Raw genomic sequence first — 25,361 nt, 5'->3', positions numbered from 1 at the left:
GGCGGCCATGGAACAGCGCAGACTTGGAGCGAACGGACCGGAGGTCGGGGCAATCGGCTACGGGGCGATGTCGTTTTCCGACATCTACGGGGCGACGGACGAGGCGGCGAGCCACCGCATCATGGATGCCTGCCGCGACTGGGGGGTGACCCACCTGGACACGGCCAACATCTATGGCATGGGCAAGTCGGAAACGGCCATCGGCACCTATCTCAAGGCCAATCCGGGGGCGCGCGACGAATTTGTCATCGCGACCAAGGCGACGATCACGACCGACGAGAACGGTGACCGGGCCTTTGACAATTCGGCCGAACATCTCGAGGCCGAGTTGGACAAGTCGTTGCAGCGGATGGGCGTCGACTGCGTCGACCTGTTCTACGCCCACCGGCGCGACCCGCGGTTCACGCCCGAGGAAACCGCAGCCAATCTTGGCCGGCTGGTCGAGAAGGGCAAGACCCGGGCCATCGGCCTGTCGGAAATCGCCCCGGCAACCCTGCGCCGGGCGATGAAGGCCTTTCCGGTGGCGGCCGTGCAATCGGAATATTCGCTGTCGACCCGGGCGCCCGACATGGGCCTGGTGCAGACCTGCGCCGAGCTGGGCGTGGCCATGGTGGCCTTTTCGCCGGTCGGCCGGTCGCTGCTGACCGACGCGCCGATCCCGCGCGAGCGGCTCAAGGATATTCCCTTCCTGGCGTCCAACCCGCGGTTCATGGAGCCCAACCTGACCGAGAACCTGCGCATCCTGGAAGGCTTCCGCGCGTTGGCAGCCGAGATGGGCACCTCGGCCGCGGCGCTGGCCAATGCCTGGCTGCTGAGCAAGGGCGACCACGTGATCCCGATCCCGGGCAGCCGGTCGGTCGAGCATTTCCGCGAATGCGTGGCCGGCGAAAAGCTGGCGCTGTCCGAGGGTGACCTGGCCCGGATCGAAGAGGTGCTGCCGGTGGGCTGGGCCTGGGGCGATCGCTATTCGGATGTCCAGTGGATCGGCCCGGAGCGCTATTGCTGAGGGCCGCTGTGCCTGCGCGCTCGGCGGCGAAGGGGCGGATCGGGCATCGGTCAGGTGTCTCGGGTCGTGCGGTTTGACCTGGCGCCCGGACGGCCGGGCAGGGGTAGGATGGGTGACATCACCCATCCTACGGGACATCGCGGGGCGGGCGGGGCCGGCAAACAGGCGCTTTCCCCTTGCCTTTCGGGCCCAAACGATCTACGACGCGCGCCCAGAAGGTGAAATCACCGCAAGACATGAGGCGAGCAGGGTCGGACCATCCGGCCCTCTTTGTTTTGCGCATCTTCATCCAATCCATAGACCGGCGGAGACAACCGCGCGGCCAGTATAACGCTTAAAAGGAAACCGAGACCCGTATGGCTCAAAGCGCATCCATGGAGGAATTCGAAGCCCTCCTGAACGAAAGCTTCGAAATGGACACGCCCGATGAGGGCACTGTCGTCAAGGGCAAGGTCATCGCCGTCGAGGCGGGCCAGGCCATCATCGATGTCGGCTACAAGATGGAAGGCCGCGTCGATCTGAAAGAATTCGCGAACCCCGGTGAAGCCGCCGAAATCGGCGTCGGCGACGAAGTCGAAGTCTATCTTCGCGCCGCCGAGAACGCCCGTGGCGAAGCCGTCATCTCGCGCGAGATGGCCCGCCGCGAGGAAGCCTGGGACCGCCTGGAAAAAGCCTATGCCGACGACCAGCGCGTCGAAGGTGCGATCTTCAACCGCGTCAAGGGTGGCTTTACCGTCGACCTGGGCGGCGCCGTGGCCTTCCTGCCCGGTTCGCAAGTGGATGTTCGCCCCGTGCGTGACGCCGGCCCGCTGATGGGTCTCAAGCAGCCGTTCCAGATCCTGAAAATGGACCGCCGCCGGGGCAACATCGTCGTGTCGCGCCGCGCCATCCTGGAAGAATCGCGTGCCGAGCAGCGCGCCGAGGTCATCAGCCGCCTGAAAGAGGGCGACACGGTTGACGGCGTGGTCAAGAACATCACCGAGTACGGCGCATTCGTCGACCTGGGCGGTGTGGACGGCCTGCTGCACGTCACCGACATGGCCTGGCGCCGTGTGAACCACCCCTCGGAGATCCTGTCGATCGGCGAGACCGTCAAGGTCCAGGTCATCAAGATCAACAAGGAAACCCACCGTATCTCCCTGGGCATGAAGCAGCTGCAGGAAGATCCGTGGGATCTGGTGGCCGTCAAGTACCCGCTGGCCAGCGTCCACAAGGGCCGCGTCACGAACATCACCGATTACGGTGCATTCGTCGAGCTGGAGCCGGGTGTCGAAGGTCTGGTCCACGTCTCCGAGATGTCCTGGACCAAGAAGAACGTCCATCCGGGCAAGATCGTGTCGACCTCGCAGGAAGTCGACGTCATGGTCCTGGAGATCGACGGTGCCAAGCGCCGCGTGTCGCTGGGCCTGAAGCAGACCATGCGCAACCCGTGGGAAGTCTTTGCGGAAACGCATCCCGAGGGCACCGAAGTCGAAGGCGAAGTCAAGAACATCACCGAATTCGGTCTGTTCGTCGGCCTGCCGGGCGACATCGACGGCATGGTTCACCTGTCCGATCTGTCGTGGGACGAGCGTGGCGAAGACGCCATCCAGAACTACCGCAAGGGCGACGTCGTCAAGGCGGTTGTCTCGGAAGTGGATGTCGACAAGGAACGCATCTCGCTCTCGATCAAGGCCGTTGGCGGCGACAAGTTCGCTGATGCAACCGGCGCCGTGAAGCGTGGCTCGATCGTGACCGTCGAAGTGACGGCCATCGAGGACGGCGGCATCGAAGTGACCTATGAGGGCATGAAGTCCTTCATCCGTCGCTCCGACCTGTCGCGTGACCGTTCCGAGCAGCGCCCCGAGCGGTTCTCGGTCGGTGACCACATCGACGTGCGCGTCACCAACATCGACAACAAGACCCGCCGCCTGGGCCTGTCGATCAAGGCACGCGAGATCGCCGAAGAGAAGGAAGCCGTCGAACAGTATGGCTCGTCCGACTCGGGTGCATCGCTGGGCGACATCCTGGGCGCCGCGCTCAAGGGCGACGACTGATCCACGCGGCCTTCGGGCCGGGCGATCCGGGCCTTCGGGGCCGGATCAGACCGGGCCGGGGGTGCGTGACGGGGCAGGGGGCCACGGCCAACCTGTCCGGATCACAAGACAAAAGGGGGCTCCGCGCAGGCCGCGCGGGGCCCCTTTCTTGATTCGGCCAGGCAGGCGCGCGGGTGGGTCGGGGGCGTGCCACGGGCCGGGGCCTAGGAACGGCAGAGCCCGAGTCAAGGCCGGTTTTTGCCGTCTGGGGCGGAATTTCCCGTCCCAAGACAATAACTTGTCGTTTGCGCGTGCGAGAATTGTTCCTATAGTCCCCTGAAGGCTCGGATCGAACCTTGCCGGACGGGGAGGGTAGGACGTCATGATCAGATCAGAACTGATACAGAAGATCGCCGAAGAAAACCCGCATCTGTACCAGCGGGACGTGGAGCGCATAGTCAACACGTTCTTCGAGGAAGTGACCGGGGCCATGGCCCGCGGTGATCGCGTGGAGCTGCGAGGCTTTGGCGCGTTCTCGGTCAAGAAACGGGATGCGCGCGTCGGCCGCAACCCGCGCACCGGCGAAACGGTACATGTCGAAGAAAAGTATGTCCCGTTCTTCAAGACCGGCAAGCTCTTGCGGGACAGGCTGAACGGAAAGGTCGAATAGATGCGCTATGTTCGCTACGTTGTTTGGGGTCTGCTGGCCATTGTGCTTGTCTCGATGTCGCTGGCTAACCGGGGGCCGCTGACGCTGGCGCTATTCCCCGATCCCGTGGCGGATTTCATGGGCTGGAACATCGTGGTGACCCTGCCGGTCTTCACGGTGATCCTGGCCAGCATCGGCGTCGGCCTGCTGGTCGGGTTCTTCTGGGAATGGATGCGCGAATACCGCCACCGTCGCGAGGCCAGCACGTCCTCGCGCGAGGTGCGCAAGCTGGAGCGCGAGGTCAAGCGGCTGAAGACCGAGAAGAACAAGGGCAAGGACGAGGTCCTGGCCATTCTCGAGGACGCCTGAGGCGGCCATGTCCGACATGACCGACCTGTCGTCGCCCGGCCCGGTTCCCGCGCCGGGCGCGGCGCATCCATCCGACAGCCTGCGGGTCAAGTTCTGCGGGCTAAAGACGGCCGACGACGTTGCGGCGGCTGCCGCGGCCGGGGCGGCCTATGTCGGCTTTGTGTTCTTCCCGAAATCGCCGCGCTGCGTCAGCGCTGATCAGGCCCGCGCGCTGGCCGCGCTGGTGCCCCAGGGCATCTGCAAGGTGGCGCTGACGGTCAATGCCGATGATGCCATGCTCGACGCGCTTTTGGCCGAGGTGCCCATCGACATGCTGCAGCTGCACGGCTCGGAAAGCCCCGAGCGGGTAGCCGAGGTCCGGGCGCGGTACGGGCTGCCGGTGATGAAGGCCGTGGGCGTGGCCGATGCGGCGGACCTGGCCGGGCTGGACGCGCATGGCCGGGTGGCCGATCAGCTGCTGGTCGATGCCAAGCCGCCCCGGGGCGCCGATCTGCCCGGGGGCAACGGGCTGGCCTTTGACTGGCGGCTGCTGGCCGGCCGGCGCTGGCCGGTGCCCTGGATGCTGGCCGGAGGGCTGACGCCTGACAACCTGGCCGAGGCGGTGCGCCTGACCGGCGCGCGCCAGGTCGACGTGTCATCGGGCATCGAACGCGAGCGGGGCGTCAAGGATGCCGGGCTGATCGCGGCCTTCGGGGCGGCGGCAAGCCAAGGCTGATCCGCAGCGTTTGATCGCGCCCGGCCCGATTAACGTTTCTCAACCTTTTCCACCGGACCGCCGGCGGCCTTCCAGGCCTTGAACCCGCCGTCGACATGGGCGACCGGGGCCAGCCCCATGTCCTGGGCCGCCTGGGTGGCCAGGGCCGAGCGCCAGGCGCTGGCGCAGTAGAACAGGAAGGTCTTCGGCTCGGCGAAGATGGGCTTGTGATAGGGGCTGTCCGGGTCGATCCAGAATTCCAGCATGCCGCGCGGACAGTGGAAGGCCCCGGGAATGCGCCCCTCGCGTTCCAGCTCGCGCCGGTCGCGCAGATCGACAAAGACCACCTCGGGGTCGCCGTGGCGGGCGATGGCCGCCGCGGTCGGCAGGGTCTCGATCCGGGCGTTGGCCTCGGCCAGCAGGTCCTTGTAGCCTTTTGCCAGGGCCATGGCGGTCTCCTCTCCTCGATGGATATGCGCGTGGGTCTCGCGCGGGACGGCGCCCCGCGTCGGCCAAGTGTGCGACCTGTGGTGCGGGCTGGCAAGGGCAGGGGATCGCGTTGGCCAGGTGTTGGGGGCCTTGGAGTGGGTCGGCAAGGGGGCGGTCGCGCCGGCCATGTGTTTGCCTGCGGGTCGGCAATGGTGGCGGATCGTGTCGGTCAAGTGAGGGGGCGGCGGGTCAGCAAGGACAGCGGATCGTGTCGGTCACATGTGCGGCCTGTGAGGCAGGCTGGCAGGGGTAGCGGATTGCGTCGGCCAGGTGCGCGAACCTTTGAGCGGGTCGGCAAGTACAGCGCCTTGTACCTGCCACATGTGCAGCCCGAGGGCAGGCCGGCAAGGATGGTGGATAACGGCTGCGTGAGCGGGCTGTAACAGGGCGGGCGCGGGTGATCCGATCGGGCGGGGGGCCCGTATCCCGTTCATTCCAACCCGAATAGGAGGACCCAACCATGTTCCGTCGCAGCTTCCTGAGCATCATCGGCGCCGCCCTTGTCGCCGGCACCACCCTGTCCCAGCCGGCCCGGGCCGCCGACATGGATATCGTCGACACCGCCGTGTCGGCCGGATCGTTCGGCACCCTGGTCGCCGCCGTGCAGGCCGCCGGCCTGGTCGACACGCTGAAGGGCGACGGGCCGTTCACCGTCTTCGCGCCCACCGACGAGGCTTTTGCCGCGCTGCCCGATGGCACCGTCGAGATGCTGCTGATGCCCGAGAACCGCGACAAGCTGGTGCAGATCCTGACCTATCACGTCGTGCCGGCCAAGATCATGTCCGGCGACATCGCCGGCAAGAAGGCCCAGGTTCTGACGGTCGAAGGCGACCGGCTGAGCGTCAATGCCCGCAACGGCGTCAAGGTCGACGACGCCAAGGTCGTGACCGCCGATGTCGAAGCCTCGAACGGGGTGATCCATGTCATCGACACCGTGCTGATGCCCGAGAGCTGACCGGGTCGGGCCGGGCCGGTCGGGGCGTGGCCCCGACTGACCCCGAGGCGCATCGGCAGGGGCGGCCCCCGGCCGGTCCGGTCCGGCGCCGCCCGCCCCTTCGGATCGACGGGGGCCGGGCAGGCGGGGCGCCGATGCGTGGGGCATCGGCGCCTTTTTCATGCCGCGCGGGCCGGGCCCGGGCGGTTTTCGACAGCCGGCCTGCCGCTTTTGCCATGGCATTTCGCCCGGCCGCGCCATATGAGATGGCGTGCGACGAGAGAGGGGACCATCATGGCCAATGATCTGAAAAACTCCTTCATGAGCGGCCCCGATGAAAACGGCCGGTTCGGCCTTTTCGGCGGGCGTTTCGTGTCGGAAACCCTGATGCCGCTGATCCTGGAACTGGAGAAGCAGTATGAAATCGCCAAGACCGACGACAGTTTCTGGGCCGAGATGCACGATCTGTGGACCCATTACGTGGGCCGGCCCTCGCCGCTCTATTTCGCCGAGCGGCTGACCGACCACCTGGGCGGGGCCAAGGTCTACATGAAGCGCGACGAGCTGAACCACACCGGCGCGCACAAGATCAACAACGTGCTGGGCCAGATCATCCTGGCGCGGCGCATGGGCAAGACCCGGATCATCGCCGAGACCGGCGCGGGCCAGCACGGCGTGGCCACGGCAACGGTCTGTGCCAAGTTCGGACTGAAATGTGTGGTCTACATGGGTGCCCACGACGTCGAGCGCCAGGCGCCCAACGTTTTCCGCATGCGCCTGCTGGGCGCCGAGGTGGTGCCGGTGACCTCCGGCCGGGGCACGCTGAAGGACGCGATGAACGACGCGCTGCGCGACTGGGTGACCAACGTGCGCGACACGTTCTACTGCATCGGCACGGTGGCCGGGCCGCACCCCTATCCGGCGATGGTGCGTGATTTCCAGGCCATCATCGGCAAGGAAGCCAAGGAACAGATGCAGGCCGCCGAGGGCCGTCTGCCCGACACGATCATCGCCGCGATCGGTGGCGGGTCGAACGCCATGGGCCTGTTCTACCCGTTCCTCGACGACGAAAGCGTGCGGATCATCGGTGTCGAAGCCGGCGGCAAGGGCGTGAACGCCAAGATGGAACATTGCGCCTCGCTGACCGGCGGGCGTCCGGGCGTGCTACACGGCAACCGGACCTACCTGCTGCAGGACGACGACGGGCAGATCCTCGAAGGGTATTCGATCTCGGCCGGGCTGGATTACCCCGGCATCGGGCCCGAACATTCCTGGCTGCACGACATCGGCCGGGCGGAATATGTCTCGATCACCGACAAGGAGGCGCTGGAGGCGTTCCAGCTCTGCTGCACGACCGAAGGCATCATCCCGGCGCTCGAACCCTCGCATGCGCTGGCCCACGTGATGAAGATCGCGCCGGAGCTGCCGAAGGATCACATCATCTGCATGAACCTTTGCGGGCGGGGCGACAAGGATATCTTCACCGTCGCCAAGCACCTGGGCTTCGACATGGAACAGGCCGACTGAGCCATTGCGCGCCCGGCCGAAAGGCCGGGCAAGCGGGCCCGGCGGATCAGGCCGGGTCGACCGGCGGCAGGGCGGGAAAGATCGCCGCATCGCCTGCCGCTTCCAGCTGCACGATCTCGTCGATCAACCGTTCGCGCACGTCGCAGACGATGTCCCAGGCCGTGTTCGGATCGGTCGTGGGCACCTTGAACATCAGCTGCTTGCCATAGAGCCCCACCCCCGTCACATGCACCCCGGCCAGCTCGGCTTCGCCCAGCAGCCACTCGTTTTCCCGGCCGTCCTCGAGGATGGCCAGGAAGATCTCGCGCAGACGGGGCACGTCGGTTTCGGGGGTCACGGTCATCTCGATGGTGCGGATGGCATCGGCCGACCCCATCATCCAGTTCTCGAAGACCTCTTCGGTGAAGGTCGTGACCGGCACGACCAGCCGTTCGCCCGTCCAGATACGCAGCTGGACGAAGGTAAAGTTCACCCGTTCCACCGTGCACAGCCGGTCGCGGAACATGACCATGTCGCCGATCCGGGCCGATTGGTTGGCCGAGATCTGCAGCGAGGCCATGATGTTGGCCAGGATGTCGCGGGCGGCAAAACCCAGGATCAGGGTCAGCACCCCGGCCGAGGCCAGGATCGAAAAGCCGATGGTGCGGAACAGCCCGGCGGCCGACAGGACCACGCCCGAGCCGATCAGGAAGACGATGACCAGCGCCGCCCGCCGCGCGGCGGCAACCTTGGTCGCCAGCGACCGACGTTCTTCCAATTCCGGCCCGACGGCCGACAGGTCGATCTCGTCGAAATTCAGGATGCGGTCGAGGATCTCGTCGACGGTGTTCATCAGCAGCGTGATCATGGCCACGACAAAGCCCGTGGCGATCAGCGGCGACAGGATGACGTCGATCGGCCCTGAGAAGACGAAGAGCCAGGTCGAACAGGCCCAGGCCAGGCCCGACACGGCGACCAGGATGACGGGCATCCGCACCGAGCGCAGCACGGCCGTGGCCAGGCTGCCGCGTGCGCGGCGGGCCAGCAGGCTGAGCAGGCGGTGCACGATGATGCCGATGACAATGGCCAGGCCGGCGACGACGGGCAGGGCCATGATCTCCCACCAGAAGAGGCCCCAGGCCGCGCGCTGGCGCAGCGCTTCGGGCATGTATTCCTCGAAGGCCGTGGGCCCGTGCATCCGGGCCAGGGCGGGCAGGTTGCGCACGGTCTGGCGGGCAAAGACCCAGACAGGCTCGCCGCCCTCGGGGGCCACGCGGTTCAGGCGGATGGGCACCGGGCGGTCGGCCAGGTCGATGCTCCAGACCAGGATCGAGCGTTGCGGCGTCGCGGCCTGGTCGGCGGTTGTATGGGCGGGGATGCCGTCGGGCCGGTCGGACAGGGCGTTCCAGTCGATGATGACCTTGCGGGCCAGCACGGTGTTGAGATCGCCGGCCAGTTCGGGCCCGGCCACGCCCTGCTGGGGGTCGGGAATGTCGGACAGGTCCAGCAGGTGGGCCGCGGCGCGGTAATCGCCCATGTAGATGGCCTGCTGAAAGCTTTCCATCGTGCCCTGGGGCGTCGAACGGTCCAGCCAGCCCGGCGCCGGGCCAAGTCCGGGATTGAGCGGGCCTGTCTCGAACCATTCGCCCTCCTGGGCGGCCACGGGCGCGGCCGGGGCGGCGATCAGGGGCAGGGCCAGGACGACCAGCATCAGGCAGAGCCGGGCCAGCCGCAGGGCCGGATGAGCGCCTCCGGTCCGGCCCGTGCGGCGGTGCGGGGCCGGCGGAACGGGGGCGGGGAGGGAAGAGGGCAGGACGTTCATCGGACGGATCATCGGGCGGGCCGCAGGCGGGGCGGGCTCAGGCCCCGGCATCCAGGGCATGGCTGCGCAGCACCTCCAGCGGCACGATGTCCAGGGCGCGTTCATGGGTGGCGGCCAGGTGGATGCGCGGGGCGCAGCCCTCGTCATGGGCCTGCAGGAACCGGGCGGCGCAGAGGCACCATTGATCGCCCGGTTTCAGCCCGGCAAAGCCGAAGGCTGGGCGGGGCGTCGACAGGTCGTTGCCGACATACTTGGAATAGGCCAGGAATTCTTCGGTCATCACGGCACAGACGGTGTGGCTGCCGGCGTCGGCCGTGCAGGTGTTGCAATGGCCGTCGCGGAAATAGCCGGTCAGCGGATCGCGCGAGCAGGCGGCAAGCGGGCCGCCCAGGACATTGATGCTGGCTTCGGGGATCATCGGGCGGTCTCCTGTCTGGCCCCGGGCGTCCGTCCGTCCGGGTGTCGTGCGCTATCCTGTCATGTCCGGGCCTGTCATGTCCGGCCGCCGCGGCGCCGCCCGGTGCCCCGCCGATGCGCGGGGGCCGGGTGGGGACGGGCGTTGTCAGACCGATCTAGCGGGCGGGGCTAGCCTGTCCAGTCGATCCAGCGGCCATGGAAATCGACCCGGGCCAGTTCGCGCCGCTCGCCGTCGGGCCAGCATTGCAGGGTCAGGGCCGCGCCGCGCCGGTCGCTGTCGTCGGCTTCCATGGCAATGCGGGCCAGCGGAGCCTCGTCCGTGGCCCGGGCGCCGGCCTCGGTGATCAGGGCTTCGCCCCGGTCCTGGACGGCCTCGGGGAAATATTGCCAGGCCACGGTGTGAAAGATGACATGGACATGGCCCAGCCGGGGGGCGGACAGGCGGGTGGTCAGCCAGTCGATGGCATCGCCCGGGTCGACGGGCGCCTGCAGAGCGCCGATGGCCTGGCGGGTCAGGGCGCGGCGCTCGGGCTGATCGGGCCAGAGATAGGACAGCAGGCGCGTGACCTGGGCCGGATCGTGGAGATCCATCGGGGTCAGGTCGACGCCACGCCGGTCGGCCACGTGAAAGGGCGTGGCGGCCGGGGGCGGGCCCTGCCAATCGGGGGTGAAGGTCAGCACCGGATCCTGGGCGCCCAGCGTGGCATCGCCGGCCTGCAGGCCGTAGCGGTCGAACATCAGGTTCAGCCCGCCGCTGGCACCCAGTTCCGACAGGACGAAGGGCAGCGAGAACCGGGCGGAGATGACATGGGCGGCCGGGATCAGCCCGGCCGAGCGGCGGACCTCGTTGGTCTGGGGCGGGCTGTCGATCCAGTTCAGCAGGAAAGCCTGGTTGCGGTCGAGCGCGGCCAGGGTTTCGCGGATCAGCCGGGCATCGTCGGCCTCGTGGGGGGGATAGACGGCGGCCAGGGCCGGGTCTGCGCCGGTCAGGACCAGGTTGTGCAGCCCGCCGGCCAGGCGCAGGGGCAGCGAGGCATGCGAGGGGCCGAGCGGGGCGGGCCAGCCTTCGATCCGGTCGCGCAGGGGCGTGCCAAGGGGCATGTGATCGGCCAGCAGCATGAGCAGCCGGCCCATGAAGGGCGAGCCGAGCGCCGCACAGGAGCGGGCCTGGCTGCGCAGGGCATCGGGGAATCTCATTGCGCTGTGCTCCGGGTGGGGATGGAGAACCGGGGCAAGCGCCCCGGGCGGGTCACTTGAACTTGTCGACCAGTTTCTGAAGGGCCGAGCGGTCGTCTTCGGGGGCCTCGGCTGGGGCGGCGGCCCTGGCCCCGGTGGTTGGCGCGGTGGGCGCGGCCCCGGGCCCCGGCGCGGGTGCCGTGACCCCGTGTGCGGTGGCCCCGGATGCAGTGGCCCCGGATGCAATGGAAGGTGCGGGCTTGCCCTTGCCCTGGCCTTTGTCCCCGCCTTTACCTTGTCCCTTGGTCTTGCCGTCGCCCTTGCCGGGCTGGGCCGGCCGGCCACCGCCGCCCGAGCGGGGCGGGGCGGTGCGCAGCGAGACGGCGTTCATGAACCGGGCCGTGTCGCCCTCGGCCAGGGCCGGGGCGCCGTCGGACAGGCCTCGGATCAGGTCATCGAGCCAGGCCTCGTCGGCCTTGGCGAAATCATGCAGCACGTAGCCGGAGACCAGCTCCTTGCGGCCAGGATGGCCGATGCCCAGGCGGATGCGGTGATAGGCCTCGCCGACATGCGCATGGATCGAGCGCAGCCCGTTGTGGCCGGCATGGCCGCCGCCGGTCTTGGCCCGGCATTTGCCGGGGGCCAGGTCGAGCTCGTCGTGGAAGACGGTGATGTCGTCCGGCTCCAGCTTGTAGAAGCGCATGGCCTCGCCCAGCGACTGGCCGGAGCGGTTCATGTAGGTTTCGGGCTTGAGCAGCAGCACCTTTTCGCGGCCCAGCCGGCCTTCGGCGATGCGGCCCTGGAACTTGGCCTTCCAGGGCGAAAAGCCGTGGTCCTCGGCGATGCGGTCGAGGGCCATGAAGCCGATGTTGTGGCGATTGCGCGCATATTCGGTGCCCGGATTGCCAAGGCCAGCAAAGAGTTTCATGGTGCAACCTCGATTGGTTCCCAGCCGTTATGCCCCGAACCTTCCCCAATTGCCAGCGAGGCGCAGATGTATCTGACCATGAACCGATTCAAGGTCCGCAAGGACGCGGCCGAAGAGTTCGAAACCGTGTGGAAAAGCCGAGACAGCCACCTGAAACAGGTGCCGGGTTTCGTGGCCTTCCACCTGCTCAAGGGCCCGGAGGCCGAGGACCACGTGCTGTACGCGTCGCACACGACCTGGGAGAGCCAGCAGCATTTCGAGGACTGGACCAAGTCCGAGGCCTTTCGCCAGGCCCACAAGGGCGCCGGGGGCAACAAGGACCTCTACCTTGGGCCGCCCAGCCTGGAGATCTTTGAAAGCGTGCAGGAGCTGGTCTGAGGCCAGGGCGCATGGGCGCAGACCGGGCCCGGGCCGGAGTGGGCCGGAGGGGGTCTGGTCTGGTGCGCGCGTGTCGGCGCGGATCTGACCAGAGTGGGCCAGGGCCGGCATGGCGCAGGTCGGGTGCGGGGGTGCCTGACGCCGGTCGGGCGGGGCGGGCTTGTCCGGCCTTGCGGCCGGTCGCGCCGGTCACCGGCGGGCACGGGTTGACCGGCCATCCCGGCGTCCCGCACCCCACCAAAGCAGAACGGGGCCCCGCAAGGAGCCCCGTCCACATCGGATCAGTTGAGGTCATCGTGCCGCAAGGGGCGCGACAATCACTCTTCGGCGGCTTCGCCGTCGCCGTCTTCGTCGTCATCCGACGAGGCCAGCCCGGCCGGGGCCGAGATGTTGGCGATCACGAAATCGCGGTCGATCGTCGGCTTGGCGCCGGTCGGCAGGGTCACGTCCGAGATGTGGACGATGTCGCCGATGTTCAGGCCGGTCAGGTCGACGGTGATCTTTTCCGGGATGTCGCCGGCCGTCACGACCAGTTCCACCTCGGGGCGAACGACGGTCAGCATGCCGCCCTTCTTGATGCCCGGTGCCGCTTCCTCGTTGATGAACTCGACGGGGATGTAGAGGTTGATCTTGGTGGTCCGGCGCAGGCGCATGAAGTCGACGTGGGTCGGCAGGTCCTTGACCACGTCACGCTGAACGTCGCGGCAGATGACGCGGACGTCTTCGTGGCCTTCGACCTTCATGTTGAACAGCGTCGACTTGAAGCGACCGTCCTTCAGGCGCTTGAACAGCGCGTTGAACGGGATGTTGATTGCCAGCGGCTCTTTGTCGCCACCGAAAACAATCCCCGGAACCAGACCCTCGCGGCGGGCCTGACGAGCGGCGCCCTTGCCTGTCCCCGTCCGTTCCAGGGCTTCGAGATCAGGAATCTCACCAGCCATGTACATATCTCCTAATGATGCGGGGCGCCTCCAAGGCTGTCGCGCCCGCGTGAAGACGCGCGTATGGACGAGGACCGGGCGTTTGTAAAGGGGATTCGGGGTGGGGCAGGGCCGGGGTCAAGCGGCATGTGGGGCCGCCGATCGCCGTGGCCGCGGGGGCGGTCAGACCGGGCTGACCAGGTGGCCTCCGGCCTCGCGGATGCGGTCGTGCAGGGCGAATTCCTCGGCCCGGGCCCGGCGCAGGGCACGGCGGGTGCTGTCGTCGAGCGGGGCATCGACCGGTGGCGAGACATTGCGCGACCGGATCTCGATGCGCTCGCCGAAGCGCTCGTCGAGAAAGGCGCGCAGGACGGGCTGGCTTTCATAGGCAAACAGGTGGTGGACCAGAACCCGCCCGCCGCCGGTGACCATGTTCCACTGGCTGCCGATCCCGGCATGGGGCGGCGGATCGTCCGAGATCACGTCGCGCACGAAGGCATCGAAGCTGATGTCGAAGGTGCTCTTGTCCGAGCCCTTCTGGCGCTTGCCCTTGCGATAGCGGTACCACGAGCGGATCTGTTCCTCGGGGTCGCGCAGCACGGCCATCCGCTCGGGGCGGATGCCGAAGCTGCGGTCGAGGAAGGGCGCCAGGCGGCGGTCGAACTTCTGGGCCGTCATGTGCTTGCGGTGCTTGGTGAAGATGATGTCGGCATGGTTGCGCAACGCCATCTCCACCGCCGTCGTGCCCGTCTTGGGCACGGCGATGAAGGCCAGGTTCTGAGCGGAAAAGACCAGCATGGCTGACGGTCTATCCCGGCCGGCTCAGCTTTGCCAGCGGCCCTCGAAATCCTCGGGCACCAGAAGGTTGTGGCGGCCCAGCCGCTTGACGTCGGTTTCGCCGCACAGGGCCATCGTGGTGTCGAGCTCTTTCTGGATGACCTCCAGGGCCGTGGTCACGCCCTGCTGGCCCATCGCGCCCAGCCCGTGCACGAAGGCCCGGCCGATCATCGTGCCCCGGGCGCCCATGGCCAGGGCCTTGAGCACGTCCTGGCCCGAACGGATGCCGCTGTCGAGATGCACTTCGACATCGCTGCCCACGGCGTCGAGGATCGAGGGCAGCATGCGGATCGAGCTCAGCGCGCCGTCCAGCTGGCGGCCGCCGTGGTTCGACACGGTGATCGCATCGGCGCCCAGCTTGGCGGCCATCCTGGCATCCTCGGGGTCGAGAATGCCCTTCAGGATGACCTTGCCGCCCCATTGTTCCATCAGCTTCTCGACCTTGCCCCAGTCGAGCTGGGGGTCGAATTGCTCGGCCGTCCACGAGCCCAGCTCGGCCATGTCCGACACGCCTTCGACATGGCCGACGATATTGCCGAAATAGCGCCGCTTGGCGCTGAGCATCTCGATGCCCCATTGCCACTTGGTCGCCAGGTTGGCGATGGTCTTGGGCGTCATCTTGGGCGGGGCCGACAGGCCGTTCTTGAGATCCTTGTGGCGCTGGCCCAGGATCTGCAGGTCCAGCGTGATCACCAGGGCCGAGCATTTGGCCGCCTTGGCCCGTTCGATCAGGCGCGAGGTGAAATCGGTGTCCTTCATGGTGTAGAGCTGGAACCAGAAGGGCTTGGTCGTGGCCTCGGCCACGTCCTCGATCGAGTTGATCGACATGGTCGACAGGGTGAAGGGCACGCCAAAGGCCTCGGCCGCCCGGGCCGCCTTGATCTCGCCGTCGGCGCATTGCATGCCGGTCAACCCGACCGGGGCCAGGGCCACGGGCATGGTGACGTCCTGGCCGATCATCGTGCTTTCGGTGGTCCGGCCCGACATGTCGACGGCCACGCGCTGGCGCAGGCGGATCTTTTCGAAATCGGTGGTGTTCTCGCGGAAGGTCTGTTCCGTCCAGCTGCCGCTTTCGCAGTAATCGTAGAACATCCGCGGCGTACGCCGTTCGTGGATGCGCTTGAGGTCGGCAATTGTGGTGATGACGGGCATGGGCAGCTTCCTTGAGACTGGTAAGTTTTCGTTACCAATTCCCGGCCCCGCATGCAACGCGCAGGATGACAAACGCCCGGCAGGGGGCTGCCGGGCGGTGGATCGGGTCATCGGGGGGCGTCGAAGGCGCCTGCGGGGCGGGCGACCGGGGCCGAAGCAAGGGGGGCGGTCAGGCCGCGTGGGTGCCGTCGGCCAGGGTCTTGACGAAGGCCAGCACATCGGCCGGGGCTTCGCCCGCGCCGATGCGGCCGACAATGGCCGAGCCGACCACGGCGCCATCGGCGATGCCGGCGATCGACCGGGCGGTTTCGGGGGTCTTGACGCCAAAGCCCACGACGACGGGCAACTTGGTGCCGGCCTTGATGCGGGCCACGTCGGGGGCGACGTCGCCGGCCTGGGCCTCGGCCGCGCCGGTGATGCCGGTGATCGAGACGTAATAGACAAAGCCCGAGGTGTTCTGCAGCACGGCCGGCAGGCGCTCGGCATCGGTCGTGGGCGTGGCCAGGCGGATGAAGTTCAGCCCGGCGGCCTGGGCGGGCAGGCAGAGCTCGCTGTCTTCCTCGGGCGGCAGGTCGACGACGATCAGCCCGTCGATCCCGGCGGCCCGGGCATCGGCCAGGAAGGTATCGACGCCGCGCGAATAGATCGGGTTGTAATAGCCCATCAGCACGATCGGCGTGGTGTCGTCGGTCTCGCGGAAGGCGGCGGCCAGGTCGAGCGTGCGCTGCAGGGTCATGCCGGCTTCGAGCGCGCGCTGGCCGGCGGCCTGGATCGTCGGGCCGTCGGCCATGGGATCGGTGAAGGGCAGGCCCAGTTCGATGATGTCGACGCCGGCGCCGGGCAGGCCTTTCACGATCTCGAGCGAGGTGTCGTAATCGGGGTCGCCGGCCATAACGTAGGCGACGAAGGCTTTCTTGCCGGCCTCTTCGAGTGCGGCGAACTTGGCGTCGATGCGGGTCATTCGGGGTCCCTTTCCAAAGGCCCGACCGTCCTGCCGAAACGGAACGCGGAAATCAAGCGCCGGCAGGTGGGCGGGGATCCGGAAAATTCGAATTTTCCGGGCCGGGCGCCGGGCGGGGCCGTGGTGCGGGGTTGGCCGTGGCGGGGGTGTGGCACGGGGCGCGCCATGGTGCAGGGGGCTGGCCGTGGTGGGACGACTGCCGTGGCGTCGGGCCTTGTCGCGATGCGTGGGCGGCAAGAATGCGTGGACGGAAGGAATGCGGGGCCGGCCGTGTTGGAGGCTGGCCGTGGTGCCTGGGTCGGCCGTGGCGTGGGGACTGGACGTGGTGATGTGCGCGCCTTGAAGCGGGGACAACAGAGGGGAAGGGGGCCGTGGCTTGGGAACGGCCACGGTGCCCGTCTGACCTTTGTGCAGCGACGCCCGCCGCGCAGGGACTGGCCGCAGCGCGGGGCCGGCAAAACGGCACCGTCGGCAGAAAAGCGGCGAAGACACCGGGCCCGGCGGCCCGTCGCTCTCAGCCCGGAGGCGCGTCCATGTCCTGCATGATCATCCAGCGGATGCCGAACCGGTCGGTCAGGGTGCCGAAAAGCGGGGCGAAGAACGTCGGCTCCAGCGGCATGCGCACCTCGGCGCCCTCGGCCAGCGCGTCCCAGACCCGCCGGGTTTCGCCATCATCGGGCAACGAGACGGCGATGTTGCAACCGTCCATCGCCGGGGGCGCGCCGCCGATGTCGTCGCTGCCGAATATCTCGCCCTCGCCGATCCGCACCGCCGCATGCATCACGGCATCGACCGGCGCGCCGGGCATGTCCGCGCGCTCGGCCTCGGGCAGGGCGGCAAAGGTCATGATCATGGGATCGCTGCCAAAGATCTCGCCGTATCGGGTGAAGGCCTCGTGGCAATTGCCGGCGAAGAAGAGGTAGGGTGTGGGCTGCATGGCCGGTCCTCCTGTCAGGGCGTCCCGCACGGGGCCGCTGGCCGGATTGTTGGCATGGCCGGGCCTGTCGGGCAAGCCTGCCATTGCGAAGGGCCGGTCTTCGCCCTAGAAGGCGGCGAAATCAGGAACGGAGCGGGTGCCATGGGTTTCAAGATGGGAATCGTCGGACTGCCGAACGTGGGCAAGTCGACGCTGTTCAATGCGCTGACCAAGACCGCCGCGGCGCAGGCGGCCAATTTCCCGTTCTGCACGATCGAGCCGAACGTCGGCGAGGTGGCGGTGCCGGACGCGCGGCTGGACAAGCTGGCGGGGATCGCCAGTTCGAAACAGATCATCCCCACGCGGATGACCTTCGTCGACATCGCCGGCCTGGTGAAGGGCGCGTCCAAGGGCGAAGGGCTGGGCAACCAGTTCCTGGCCAACATCCGCGAGGTCGATGCCATCGCCCATGTCCTGCGCTGTTTCGAGGACGGTGACGTCACCCATGTCGAAGGCCGGGTCGATCCGGTGGCCGATGCCGAGACCATCGAGATGGAACTCATGCTCGCCGACATGGAATCGCTGGAAAAGCGGATGCAGAACATCGTCCGCAAGGTGCGCGGCGGCGACAAGGAAGCGGTCCAGCAGGAACGCCTGATGAAGGCCGCCATGGCCGTGCTGGAAGAGGGCAAGCCGGCCCGCGTGGTCGAGGTGGATGCCGAGGATGCCAAGGCCTGGAAGATGCTGCAGCTGCTGACCACCAAGCCGGTGCTCTATGTCTGCAACGTGTCCGAGGAAGAGGCCGCCGAGGGCAATGCCCATTCCCGGGCCGTGGCGCAGATGGCCGCAGACCAGGGCAATGCCCATGTGATCATCTCGGCCCGCATCGAGGAAGAGATCAGCCAGCTGGAGGCCGACGAGGCCGAGGAATTCCTGGGCGAGATGGGGCTCGAAGAGCCCGGCCTCGACCGGCTGATCCGGGCGGGCTACGAGCTGTTGCACCTTGAGACCTATTTCACCGTCGGCCCCAAGGAAGCCCGGGCCTGGACGATTGCCAAGGGCACGCTGGCGCCGCAGGCGGCCGGGGTGATCCATGGCGATTTCGAAAAGGGCTTCATCCGGGCCGAGACGATTGCCTACGACGATTACGTCGCGCTGGGCGGCGAGCAGCCGGCCAAGGAAGCCGGCAAGATGCGGGCCGAGGGCAAGGGATACCTGGTCAAGGACGGCGACGTCCTGCATTTCCTGTTCAACACCTGACCGGGTCGACCCGCGCGCCGGGCAGACCGGGGCAAAGAGGCATCAACGCGGTGCAGGGGCGGTTTTACCGCCCCTTTGCTTTTTGGGGGGCGGGCGGCGATCCTTTAGCGAGCGACCGGCCTTTGAAAAGGACAGGGTGGCGCGTTGGAGGATTGAAACGGCTGGGAGTGCGTGCAGGGAATTCGGCGCCGTATCGCAGCGCGTTCGGCGCCGAATCCCAGTATGGTGTTTGCGATCGCGATTTACTAACTGCAATAGATGGCAAAGCCGATGCGGTAGATGTAGATCGCGACGGCAACGACCAGAGCAGCTGGAAGCGGGGAAGAAACCGCCGCGATGATCGCAGGGATAATGATTGCAAGCGCCCATTCGACACCCTGATCGAGGAGTTTCCGGAGTGCGCTTTCGGTATCACACAGGACAGGCTTTAGCTTGTCCGCAATGTCTTTGACCGCTTGGCGGCCGCGTTCCTTGTTTAAGAATTTTAAATCCTCAAGGCTCTTCTGCGCAAGGTCGAGAGACGGGAACGTTGCTTTGAGCTCGTCCGGAATGACTCCTGCGGCCGTATCTGCCAGCATCATATCGAGGGCAGCGTCGGCTTCTGCAAAAATGAAGTCCTCGCCCATTTCTTCGACCATTTTATTTTTGTTAATGGCCTGTTCCACAAGTTCGTCGATATTCAATTTCAGGTTCCTCCCTGATTCCATTCGGTGTGGGGATGGCAATTCATTTCTGGAACTATTTGGGAGTTTGTTTTCGGATTGTTAATTTTCTTGCAATTCTTTGCTTCTCTTGAATTCTGAGGCGGTCGCGACGGGCAGCGAAATAAATTGGAAATAAACAATTGTTGCGTTGGCCCAGCCGGGAAAACAGGGGGCTCAAAGCCCCCTCACCCCGCCTGCCGGGCCGAGCGGTGGCGCAGCCAGGACAGCAGGCTGCCCGTCAGCGCCAGTGTTGAAAACACCAGGAAGGTGCGGGCGAAATCGCCGCTGAGGGCGAAGAGCGCGGCAAAGCCCGCGGGGCCGACCATGACCCCGAGGAACGTATAGGTCAGCACCTCGCCCGTCAGCGTGCCGCTGCCCGGGCTGGCCTGGGCGGTTTCGGCCAGCAGCACGCCGTTCCAGCCCGAGGCCGTCAGCCCGGCGACGATCGTCAGCCCCAGGGCCAGCCCCGGCGCCGGGCCATAGAGCGACAGCCCGCAGAGCGACAGCCCCGCGATCAGGCCGATCAGGGCCAGCACGAGGAACCCGCTGCCCAGCCGGTCGGCGACCAGCCCCCAGAAGATCCGGCCGAAGGCGCCGAAGGCCTGGACCAGGGCGGCCACGGCGGCCGCACGGATGGGGCTCCAGCCGAATTGTTCGATCAGCATGGCGACAAGGAAGGTCGACAGCGACAGCTGGACACCGGAATAGAGAAAACCCAGCACGCAGAGCGTGCGCAGCGAGGGGTCGCGCCAGACGATGCGCTGGCCCAGCCACAGACCCGAGGCCAGGGCGGTATCGGGCGCGCGATCGGCATTCCACGGGCGCTGGCAGGCCTGGTAGATCACGGCCAGGCTCAGGGGCAGGGCGGCGGCGGCCAGCAGCGCGGGGCGCCAGCCGATGAGATGAGCCAGGGGCGGCAGGGCCAGGGCGGCCAGCATGCCGCCCAGGGGCACGCCGGCCTGCTTGATCGAGAAGATCAGGTTGCGCCGGTCGCGCGGGGCCAGGGCCTGGAGGATATGCGAGGACGACGGATTGTTGAGCGCATAGCCCACGCCGATCAGCATCGAGGCCAGGGCAATGCCGGTCAGGCTGCCGCTGGCCAACCCGGCCAGGCCCAGCCCGGCGGCGACCAGGGCCAGCTGGCCGACGCGGCCGGCGCCCCAGCGGTGGACCAGCCCGGTGGCGATCATCGAGAAGAACACGCCTGAGGCATAGATCAGGCTGACCTGGTAGCCGATCAGGTGGGGCGCGACGCCGATGGCCCCGGCGACGATGGTGGGAATGGTCGTCAGGGCCAGGACCGACGAGGTCGCGGCAACCTGCGAAAAGGTCGTCAGGGCCAGGGCGGTGCCCAGCGAGGTCGGCCGGGGATGGCCCGAGGAGGGCGGGGGCGAGAGGGGGCTTGTCGAAGCAGGCGTGTCGGTCATGGAAGGGATTGGTCTGAAGTCAGGGAAAGGGCGGCACGGGACCTGTTGGCGGCCCTCTGCGGGGCCTGTTTTCCGGGTCTTGGCGGCCCTTCTGCGGGGCCGTTTCGGGGCCGGTGCGGGCTGGCCCGTTGGAGCTGGCCGGCGGGGCGCTTGGCCTGGCCGGGCTGGCCTGTGGTGGGAGCGCTGGCCGGTTGTTTGGCCTGCCTCGGTGAACGGATCGGGCAGTGCCCGGCGGTGAGAGGGGCCGGCTGGACCCGGCGGTGAGCGGGCTGGGCGGGACCCGGCGATGTGCGGTTCGGGCAGTGCCCGGTGATGAGCGGGACGGCTGCGCCCCAGTGATGCGCGGGCCGGGTCGTGCCCGGTGGGGTGATCGGCCGGGCGGTGAGCGGTTCGGGCAGTGCCCGGTGATGAGAGGGCCGGCTGCGCCCCGGTGATGAGCGGGCCGGGCTATGCCCGGTGTGGTGATCGGCCGGGCGGGTCCGGCGGTGTGGCGGGGACGGGCAAGGCCCGACAGGGTGAGAGGACAGGGTGCGGCCCGGTGGGGCAGGGGCTGCGGGTTTCTGCGGCTTTGTGCGGGGCCAATGCCTAACACGGTATCATCTGGCCGGAACTTAGAAATTCTCAGCCTCGGGGTGCATATACTTGACGTTGACAGTTTTCCGGCCGCTGCCGTCTGATCAAGGGCGTATCGGGCGGGATCAACCCGGGCGATGTGAACGGATCCGGCGGCTGGCGCTTCCTCCTCTTCCTCTCCAGCCGGCCGCCGGACCGTCGGATGGCCAAAGACCCGGACGGCAACAGGGAAAGCGGAACATGACGAAGACGATGAAGAGCGCCGGTCGCGGGCCGGTAACGGACGATGTGACGGGTCAATTCGAAGGACAATCCGGGGATCAACTCGTGGACCATCCCGGCGGCCATTCCGGTGGACACGCAACGGTCCATGCCGGGCCCCGTTCGCGCGGCCACGCGGCGCGCCGTGGCCTGACGGCGGCGCTGGCCGGGCTGGTGGCCTGCTCGGTGGCAGGTCCCGGCGGCATGGCCCGGGCCGAGGCCGATGTCGACGCGGCCAAGGCCGTGGTCGAAGCCCACAAGCAGATCCCGACCTTTGCTCCGCCCGGCGCGCCCTTCGATGCCGCGACCTGCATGGCCGGCAAGAAGATCCTGTCGATCCCGGTGACCTCGGCCATCCCCTTCGTGGCGGGGATCGAAGAAGCGCTGGTCGAAGCCGGCAAGGAAGTGGGCGTCGAGATCCAGACCTGGCAGAACCAGGGCAACCCGACGCAATGGATCCAGGGCGTGGAATACGCGGTGTCCAATGGCTTTGACGCCGTGGGCATGACGGCGGGCATCATCCCCTCGGCCGTGGGGCCGCAGCTGACCATGGCCAAGGAGGCCGGGCTGAGGGTCTATGCGACGCACCATGCCGACGTGACCAACGATCCCGATCCGGCGGCCGACGTGAACCTGCCGATTTCCTACACCGAGGTCGGCCAGATCATGGCGGCCTGGGTCATTGCCGAAACCGGGGGCGGGGCCAACGTGCTGGTCATCGGCTCGGACGACGTGCTGCCCTCGCAGCCCTACTGGAAATCCTTCGAGGCCGAGCTGACCCGGCTCGATCCCGACAGCAAGGCCGTCTATTTCAACGTCACGGTGCCGGAATGGGCGACCAAGATCCAGACCACGGCCCAATCGGCGCTGCTGTCGGATCCGGGGATCAACTACATCGTGCCGCTCTACGATTCGATGAGCCAGTTTATCCTGCCGGCCCTGGCCATCACCGGCAAGCGCGGCCAGGTGCCGATCGCATCGTTCAACGGCACGCCCTTCGTGCTGGACCTGGTCCAGAATGGCGACGTGGCCATGGACCTGGGGGAATCGCTGGGCTGGATCGCGCGGTCGACGCTGGATGCCTACATGCGGGATCTCTGCGGCACGGGGGACGTGCCCGACGAGCTGTACGTGCCCTTCCTGATCTTCGACGAAAGCAATGCCGAGACCGCCGGGGTGCCGGCCGATTACGACCAGGGCTATGGCGATGCCCATGTCGGCGGCTACCGGGCGCTCTGGGGGCTGGAATGACGGCCAGCGGGCCGGATCTGAGCGACCACCTTCCCCGGCGCAGGCCGGGGGAGGCTCCGGCGCTGCTGGCGCGCGGGGTGTCCAAGGTGTTCGGCACGACGCGGGTGCTGGACGGGGTCGACCTGGCGGTGATGCCGGGCGAGGTGCACGGGCTGCTCGGGGCCAACGGCTCGGGCAAGTCGACGCTGATCAAGACCATTGCCGGGCTGCATGCGCCCGAACCGGGCGGCGAGCTGATCCTCTATGGCCGGGCGGCGCCCTTTCCGATGCCGGCCGGGGGCGCCCGGCGGCAGGGCATATCCTTTGTCCACCAGCACCTTGCGCTGATGCCTTCGCTGACGGTCATCGAGAACATGATGCTCAACGACCTGGCCGTCGACCAGAACTGGGCGATCCGCTGGGGCCGGGCGCGGGCGCGGGTCGAAGAGACCTTTGCCCGGTTCGGCCTGTCGATCGACCCGACCGCCCGGGTGGCCGACCTGTCGCAATCCGACCGGGCGCTGATCGCCATCACCCGGGCCTTTGACGAGGTGCAGACCCATGGCCGGGCGGGCGAGGGCATCCTGATCCTGGACGAGCCCACGCCCTTCCTGCCCCGGTCGGGGGTCGAACAGCTTTTCGGGCTGATCCGCTCGGTCGTGCGCGACGGGGCCAGCGTGATCCTGGTGGCCCATGACATCGACGAAATCCGCGAGATCACCGACCGGGCGACGATCCTGCGCGACGGGCAGGTGGCCGGCACGGTGGTGTCGGCCGAGGCCGACCGCGAGCAGTTCATCGAGCTGATCGTCGGCGAGAAGGTCTCGCTGTTCCAGTCGGCCGCCGTGCCGCCAGAGGGCGGCCGGCGGGCGGCCCGGGTGCGCGGGCTGGTGGCCGACCAGGTTGCCGATGTCAGCCTGGACGTGGCCGAGGGCGAGATCCTGGGCCTGACGGGCCTGATCGGCACGGGCTATGACCGCACGCTTGAGGCGCTCTACGGGGCGATCCCGGCCAGCGCCGGCCGGATCGAGATCGACGGCCGGGACATGGCGCTGGCCGGCATGACCCCGGGCGCGGCGATGGAACGGGGCATGGCCTATCTGCCGGCCGACCGGCTGGGCAAGGCCGGGGTGGGCGCGCTGTCGATCGCCGAGAACATCGGCCTGCCGGTGCTGGGCCGGTTCCGCAATGCCTTCGGCATCGACTGGCAGGCGATCCACGATCATTGCCTGGCCCTGGGCCGGACCTATGACATCCGGCCCAACCGGCCCGAGCTGACGCTGGGCGCGCTGTCGGGGGGCAATGCGCAGAAGGTGCTGATGGCCAAGTGGCTGCAGACCGACCCGCGCCTGCTGATGCTCGACGAGCCGACCCAGGGCGTCGACGTGGGCGCCCGCCAGCGGCTGTTCCAGGCGCTGAGCGAGGCCAGCGCCCGGGGCACGGCCGTTCTGGTGGCCTCGACCGATGCCGAGCAGTTGGCGCAGATCTGCCACCGGGTGCTGATCTTTTCGGCCGGGCGCATCGTGACCGAGCTGGGCCCGGGCGAGATCGACAAGGACCGGATCTCGCAGGAGACCTTTCGCGCCCAGGGGGCGGCGGGCCATGCCGGCGGGACGGCCGAGGCAAGCGGGGGCGGCAAGGCCCCGCGGGACAATGACAGGGCGGCGACAGGCCGGCGCAACAGGCAGGAGGTCGCATGAGCGCGCAAACCACCAACCCGACGGCCCCGGCGGGGCGCAACTGGGCGCAGCTGGCCGAGCGCTATGCGCTGGTCCTGGCCCTGCTGGTGCTGTTCTTCGTCTTCGCGGCGATCCTGCCCGACCGGTTCTTCACCTGGCCCAATGTCTCGACCATGCTGGGCAGCCAGGCCGTGCTGGTCTTTCTGTCGCTGGCGCTGATCGTGCCCCTGACATCGGGCGATTTCGACCTGTCGATCGCCGCCACGCTGACCCTGTCGGCCATGACCATCGCCGTGCTGAACGTGCGCATGGACGTGCCGGTCGGGCTGGCCATGCTGGCGGCGCTGGCGGTGGGCGGCGCGGTCGGGGCGGTCAACGGGTTCTTCATCCTCTATTTCCGCATCCCGTCGCTGATCGTCACCCTGGGCACCGGGACGTTCATCAACGGCATCGTTTTGTGGATGAGCAATTCGGCGACCATCGGGGGGATCGATTTCGCCCTGGTCAACTGGGTCGTGGCCAAGCGGCTCTTCGGCATTCCGCTGGCCTTCTACTATGCGCTGATCATGTGCCTGATCATCTGGTACGTCTTCGGCTACACGGCCGTCGGCCGGCGGCTGCTGTTCGTCGGGCGCGGGCGCGAGGTCGCCCGGCTGTCGGGGATCAATGTCGACCGGGTGCGGTTCGGCGCGCTGATGTGTTCGGCGCTGATCGCGGCGCTGGCGGGCATCGTCTATTCCGGCACGATCGGGGCGGCCGATCCCAATTCGGGCAACACCTTCCTGCTGCCGGCCTTTGCCTCGGCCTTCCTGGGGGCCACGGCGATCACGCCGGGGCGGTTCAACCCGCTGGGCTCGCTGGTGGCCGTCTATTTCATCGTCATCGGGATCACCGGGCTGACGATGCTGGGCATCCAGACCTACGTGCAGAACCTGTTCTACGGCGGTGCCCTTGTGCTTGCCGTGGCGTTGTCGCAGCTTGCGCGCAAGCGCGAGGAACAGGCCCTGGGCTGAGACGGCCCGGGGTGCTGCGGCGAAATGGCGCCGGGGTGGGGCGGG

24 protein-coding genes are annotated in these 25,361 nt (G+C 67.7%); 12 read left to right on the top strand and 12 right to left on the bottom strand.

Translation table 11 applies throughout. The features are described 5' to 3' along the window. Positions 1 to 7: 7 nt before the first annotated feature. From ACK3BB_RS19905 to ACK3BB_RS19885, 5 genes are all read left to right on the top strand, one after another. Positions 8 to 1,006 (top strand): aldo/keto reductase, encoded by a 999-nt coding sequence (locus ACK3BB_RS19905; RefSeq protein ID WP_428926386.1) that lies wholly within the window; start codon positions 8 to 10, stop codon positions 1,004 to 1,006. A 356-nt stretch (positions 1,007 to 1,362) separates the two neighbouring features. Next, positions 1,363 to 3,042: a 30S ribosomal protein S1 gene (gene rpsA, locus ACK3BB_RS19900; protein WP_428926385.1), complete on the top strand. Its 1,680-nt coding sequence runs from the start codon at positions 1,363 to 1,365 to the stop codon at positions 3,040 to 3,042. A gap of 361 nt (positions 3,043 to 3,403) precedes the next feature. Then, positions 3,404 to 3,691, top strand: a complete 288-nt coding sequence (gene ihfB, locus ACK3BB_RS19895) for an integration host factor subunit beta (RefSeq protein ID WP_428926384.1) — start codon at positions 3,404 to 3,406, stop codon at positions 3,689 to 3,691. After that, positions 3,692 to 4,039 (top strand): lipopolysaccharide assembly protein LapA domain-containing protein, encoded by a 348-nt coding sequence (locus tag ACK3BB_RS19890; RefSeq protein WP_428926383.1) that lies wholly within the window; start codon positions 3,692 to 3,694, stop codon positions 4,037 to 4,039. Between the two features lie 16 nt (positions 4,040 to 4,055). Further along, a complete protein-coding gene (locus tag ACK3BB_RS19885) occupies positions 4,056 to 4,754 on the top strand; it encodes a phosphoribosylanthranilate isomerase (RefSeq protein ID WP_428928769.1) in 699 nt (232 codons plus the stop codon). A 29-nt stretch (positions 4,755 to 4,783) separates the two neighbouring features. On the opposite strand, the gene ACK3BB_RS19880 is transcribed toward ACK3BB_RS19885, so the two are convergent. Next, entirely contained in the window at positions 4,784 to 5,182 is a 399-nt protein-coding gene (locus ACK3BB_RS19880; protein WP_428926382.1) for a rhodanese-like domain-containing protein, read from the bottom strand. Positions 5,183 to 5,682: 500 nt separating this feature from the next. Here ACK3BB_RS19880 and ACK3BB_RS19875 point away from each other — a divergent pair, with 500 nt between their 5' ends. Then, a complete protein-coding gene (locus ACK3BB_RS19875; RefSeq protein ID WP_428926381.1) occupies positions 5,683 to 6,177 on the top strand; it encodes a fasciclin domain-containing protein in 495 nt (164 codons plus the stop codon). 273 nt (positions 6,178 to 6,450) lie between these two features. Then, positions 6,451 to 7,683, top strand: coding sequence for a tryptophan synthase subunit beta (trpB, locus tag ACK3BB_RS19870; protein ID WP_428926380.1), 1,233 nt, complete (start codon positions 6,451 to 6,453; stop codon positions 7,681 to 7,683). Between the two features lie 46 nt (positions 7,684 to 7,729). Here the strand turns inward: trpB and ACK3BB_RS19865 are convergent, their stop codons facing one another. The 4 genes from ACK3BB_RS19865 to pth all read right to left on the bottom strand — a co-directional run bounded on the left by ACK3BB_RS19865 (position 7,730) and on the right by pth (position 12,005). After that, positions 7,730 to 9,484: a mechanosensitive ion channel family protein gene (locus ACK3BB_RS19865; protein WP_428926379.1), complete on the bottom strand. Its 1,755-nt coding sequence runs from the start codon at positions 9,482 to 9,484 to the stop codon at positions 7,730 to 7,732. 37 nt (positions 9,485 to 9,521) lie between these two features. Continuing rightward, positions 9,522 to 9,902, bottom strand: a complete 381-nt coding sequence (locus tag ACK3BB_RS19860) for a DUF2237 family protein (RefSeq protein ID WP_428926378.1) — start codon at positions 9,900 to 9,902, stop codon at positions 9,522 to 9,524. A 167-nt stretch (positions 9,903 to 10,069) separates the two neighbouring features. Further along, entirely contained in the window at positions 10,070 to 11,098 is a 1,029-nt protein-coding gene (locus tag ACK3BB_RS19855) for a DUF2332 domain-containing protein (RefSeq protein WP_428926377.1), read from the bottom strand. Between the two features lie 52 nt (positions 11,099 to 11,150). Further along, complete coding sequence (pth, locus tag ACK3BB_RS19850; protein ID WP_428926376.1) at positions 11,151 to 12,005, bottom strand: aminoacyl-tRNA hydrolase; 855 nt, start codon at positions 12,003 to 12,005, stop codon at positions 11,151 to 11,153. Between the two features lie 66 nt (positions 12,006 to 12,071). Here pth and ACK3BB_RS19845 point away from each other — a divergent pair, with 66 nt between their 5' ends. After that, positions 12,072 to 12,383 carry an antibiotic biosynthesis monooxygenase family protein gene (locus tag ACK3BB_RS19845; RefSeq protein ID WP_428926375.1) on the top strand — a complete coding sequence of 104 codons (312 nt, stop codon included), beginning with the start codon at positions 12,072 to 12,074 and terminating at the stop codon, positions 12,381 to 12,383. A 317-nt stretch (positions 12,384 to 12,700) separates the two neighbouring features. Here ACK3BB_RS19845 and ACK3BB_RS19840 read toward each other — a convergent pair whose 3' ends face one another. The 5 genes from ACK3BB_RS19840 to ACK3BB_RS19820 all read right to left on the bottom strand — a co-directional run bounded on the left by ACK3BB_RS19840 (position 12,701) and on the right by ACK3BB_RS19820 (position 17,190). Next, entirely contained in the window at positions 12,701 to 13,324 is a 624-nt protein-coding gene (locus tag ACK3BB_RS19840) for a 50S ribosomal protein L25/general stress protein Ctc (RefSeq protein WP_428926374.1), read from the bottom strand. Positions 13,325 to 13,486: 162 nt separating this feature from the next. Further along, on the bottom strand, positions 13,487 to 14,101 hold the full coding sequence (locus ACK3BB_RS19835) for a hypothetical protein (RefSeq protein WP_428926373.1): 615 nt from the start codon (positions 14,099 to 14,101) through the stop codon (positions 13,487 to 13,489). A gap of 24 nt (positions 14,102 to 14,125) precedes the next feature. Continuing rightward, the gene (locus ACK3BB_RS19830; RefSeq protein ID WP_428926372.1) at positions 14,126 to 15,292 is read right to left on the bottom strand and encodes an alpha-hydroxy acid oxidase; all 1,167 of its coding nucleotides are present in this window, start codon (positions 15,290 to 15,292) and stop codon (positions 14,126 to 14,128) included. 169 nt (positions 15,293 to 15,461) lie between these two features. Next, positions 15,462 to 16,253 carry a tryptophan synthase subunit alpha gene (gene trpA, locus ACK3BB_RS19825; protein WP_428926371.1) on the bottom strand — a complete coding sequence of 264 codons (792 nt, stop codon included), beginning with the start codon at positions 16,251 to 16,253 and terminating at the stop codon, positions 15,462 to 15,464. Between the two features lie 514 nt (positions 16,254 to 16,767). After that, positions 16,768 to 17,190, bottom strand: coding sequence for a VOC family protein (locus tag ACK3BB_RS19820; protein ID WP_428926370.1), 423 nt, complete (start codon positions 17,188 to 17,190; stop codon positions 16,768 to 16,770). A gap of 141 nt (positions 17,191 to 17,331) precedes the next feature. Between ACK3BB_RS19820 and ychF the strand changes: the two genes are divergently transcribed. After that, complete coding sequence (gene ychF / locus ACK3BB_RS19815; protein ID WP_428926369.1) at positions 17,332 to 18,429, top strand: redox-regulated ATPase YchF; 1,098 nt, start codon at positions 17,332 to 17,334, stop codon at positions 18,427 to 18,429. 245 nt (positions 18,430 to 18,674) lie between these two features. On the opposite strand, the gene ACK3BB_RS19810 is transcribed toward ychF, so the two are convergent. Continuing rightward, positions 18,675 to 19,112 carry a hypothetical protein gene (locus tag ACK3BB_RS19810; protein ID WP_428926368.1) on the bottom strand — a complete coding sequence of 146 codons (438 nt, stop codon included), beginning with the start codon at positions 19,110 to 19,112 and terminating at the stop codon, positions 18,675 to 18,677. Positions 19,113 to 19,318: 206 nt separating this feature from the next. Beyond that, entirely contained in the window at positions 19,319 to 20,560 is a 1,242-nt protein-coding gene (locus ACK3BB_RS19805; RefSeq protein ID WP_428926367.1) for an MFS transporter, read from the bottom strand. Between the two features lie 813 nt (positions 20,561 to 21,373). Between ACK3BB_RS19805 and ACK3BB_RS19800 the strand changes: the two genes are divergently transcribed. From ACK3BB_RS19800 to ACK3BB_RS19790, 3 genes are read left to right on the top strand one after another with little or no spacing between them, the layout of a single operon-like run. Continuing rightward, a complete protein-coding gene (locus ACK3BB_RS19800; RefSeq protein ID WP_428926366.1) occupies positions 21,374 to 22,645 on the top strand; it encodes a sugar ABC transporter substrate-binding protein in 1,272 nt (423 codons plus the stop codon). Further along, positions 22,642 to 24,324, top strand: coding sequence for a sugar ABC transporter ATP-binding protein (locus ACK3BB_RS19795; protein ID WP_428926365.1), 1,683 nt, complete (start codon positions 22,642 to 22,644; stop codon positions 24,322 to 24,324). Before ACK3BB_RS19800 ends, ACK3BB_RS19795 begins: the two co-directional genes overlap by 4 nt. After that, complete coding sequence (locus ACK3BB_RS19790; protein WP_428926364.1) at positions 24,321 to 25,316, top strand: ABC transporter permease; 996 nt, start codon at positions 24,321 to 24,323, stop codon at positions 25,314 to 25,316. Before ACK3BB_RS19795 ends, ACK3BB_RS19790 begins: the two co-directional genes overlap by 4 nt. Positions 25,317 to 25,361 lie beyond the last annotated feature (45 nt).

Origin of the sequence: Marinibacterium sp. SX1 (genome assembly GCF_050389775.1) — a bacterium.
GTDB lineage: Bacteria > Pseudomonadota > Alphaproteobacteria > Rhodobacterales > Rhodobacteraceae > Marinibacterium.
Note: the sequence above shows the minus strand (reverse complement) of the source record. Positions and strands in the feature narration are given on the sequence as shown.

What these genes read in the sequence shown, in the direction of transcription:
- ACK3BB_RS19905 (WP_428926386.1), top strand. Translation starts at nt 8, where the DNA reads ATGGAACAGCGCAGACTTGGAGCGAACGGACCGGAGGTCGGGGCAATC.
- rpsA (WP_428926385.1), top strand. Translation starts at nt 1,363, where the DNA reads ATGGCTCAAAGCGCATCCATGGAGGAATTCGAAGCCCTCCTGAACGAA.
- ihfB (WP_428926384.1), top strand. Translation starts at nt 3,404, where the DNA reads ATGATCAGATCAGAACTGATACAGAAGATCGCCGAAGAAAACCCGCAT.
- ACK3BB_RS19890 (WP_428926383.1), top strand. Translation starts at nt 3,692, where the DNA reads ATGCGCTATGTTCGCTACGTTGTTTGGGGTCTGCTGGCCATTGTGCTT.
- ACK3BB_RS19885 (WP_428928769.1), top strand. Translation starts at nt 4,056, where the DNA reads ATGACCGACCTGTCGTCGCCCGGCCCGGTTCCCGCGCCGGGCGCGGCG.
- ACK3BB_RS19880 (WP_428926382.1), bottom strand. Translation starts at nt 5,182, where the DNA reads ATGGCCCTGGCAAAAGGCTACAAGGACCTGCTGGCCGAGGCCAACGCC.
- ACK3BB_RS19875 (WP_428926381.1), top strand. Translation starts at nt 5,683, where the DNA reads ATGTTCCGTCGCAGCTTCCTGAGCATCATCGGCGCCGCCCTTGTCGCC.
- trpB (WP_428926380.1), top strand. Translation starts at nt 6,451, where the DNA reads ATGGCCAATGATCTGAAAAACTCCTTCATGAGCGGCCCCGATGAAAAC.
- ACK3BB_RS19865 (WP_428926379.1), bottom strand. Translation starts at nt 9,484, where the DNA reads ATGAACGTCCTGCCCTCTTCCCTCCCCGCCCCCGTTCCGCCGGCCCCG.
- ACK3BB_RS19860 (WP_428926378.1), bottom strand. Translation starts at nt 9,902, where the DNA reads ATGATCCCCGAAGCCAGCATCAATGTCCTGGGCGGCCCGCTTGCCGCC.
- ACK3BB_RS19855 (WP_428926377.1), bottom strand. Translation starts at nt 11,098, where the DNA reads ATGAGATTCCCCGATGCCCTGCGCAGCCAGGCCCGCTCCTGTGCGGCG.
- pth (WP_428926376.1), bottom strand. Translation starts at nt 12,005, where the DNA reads ATGAAACTCTTTGCTGGCCTTGGCAATCCGGGCACCGAATATGCGCGC.
- ACK3BB_RS19845 (WP_428926375.1), top strand. Translation starts at nt 12,072, where the DNA reads ATGTATCTGACCATGAACCGATTCAAGGTCCGCAAGGACGCGGCCGAA.
- ACK3BB_RS19840 (WP_428926374.1), bottom strand. Translation starts at nt 13,324, where the DNA reads ATGGCTGGTGAGATTCCTGATCTCGAAGCCCTGGAACGGACGGGGACA.
- ACK3BB_RS19835 (WP_428926373.1), bottom strand. Translation starts at nt 14,101, where the DNA reads ATGCTGGTCTTTTCCGCTCAGAACCTGGCCTTCATCGCCGTGCCCAAG.
- ACK3BB_RS19830 (WP_428926372.1), bottom strand. Translation starts at nt 15,292, where the DNA reads ATGCCCGTCATCACCACAATTGCCGACCTCAAGCGCATCCACGAACGG.
- trpA (WP_428926371.1), bottom strand. Translation starts at nt 16,253, where the DNA reads ATGACCCGCATCGACGCCAAGTTCGCCGCACTCGAAGAGGCCGGCAAG.
- ACK3BB_RS19820 (WP_428926370.1), bottom strand. Translation starts at nt 17,190, where the DNA reads ATGCAGCCCACACCCTACCTCTTCTTCGCCGGCAATTGCCACGAGGCC.
- ychF (WP_428926369.1), top strand. Translation starts at nt 17,332, where the DNA reads ATGGGTTTCAAGATGGGAATCGTCGGACTGCCGAACGTGGGCAAGTCG.
- ACK3BB_RS19805 (WP_428926367.1), bottom strand. Translation starts at nt 20,560, where the DNA reads ATGACCGACACGCCTGCTTCGACAAGCCCCCTCTCGCCCCCGCCCTCC.
- ACK3BB_RS19800 (WP_428926366.1), top strand. Translation starts at nt 21,374, where the DNA reads ATGACGAAGACGATGAAGAGCGCCGGTCGCGGGCCGGTAACGGACGAT.
- ACK3BB_RS19795 (WP_428926365.1), top strand. Translation starts at nt 22,642, where the DNA reads ATGACGGCCAGCGGGCCGGATCTGAGCGACCACCTTCCCCGGCGCAGG.
- ACK3BB_RS19790 (WP_428926364.1), top strand. Translation starts at nt 24,321, where the DNA reads ATGAGCGCGCAAACCACCAACCCGACGGCCCCGGCGGGGCGCAACTGG.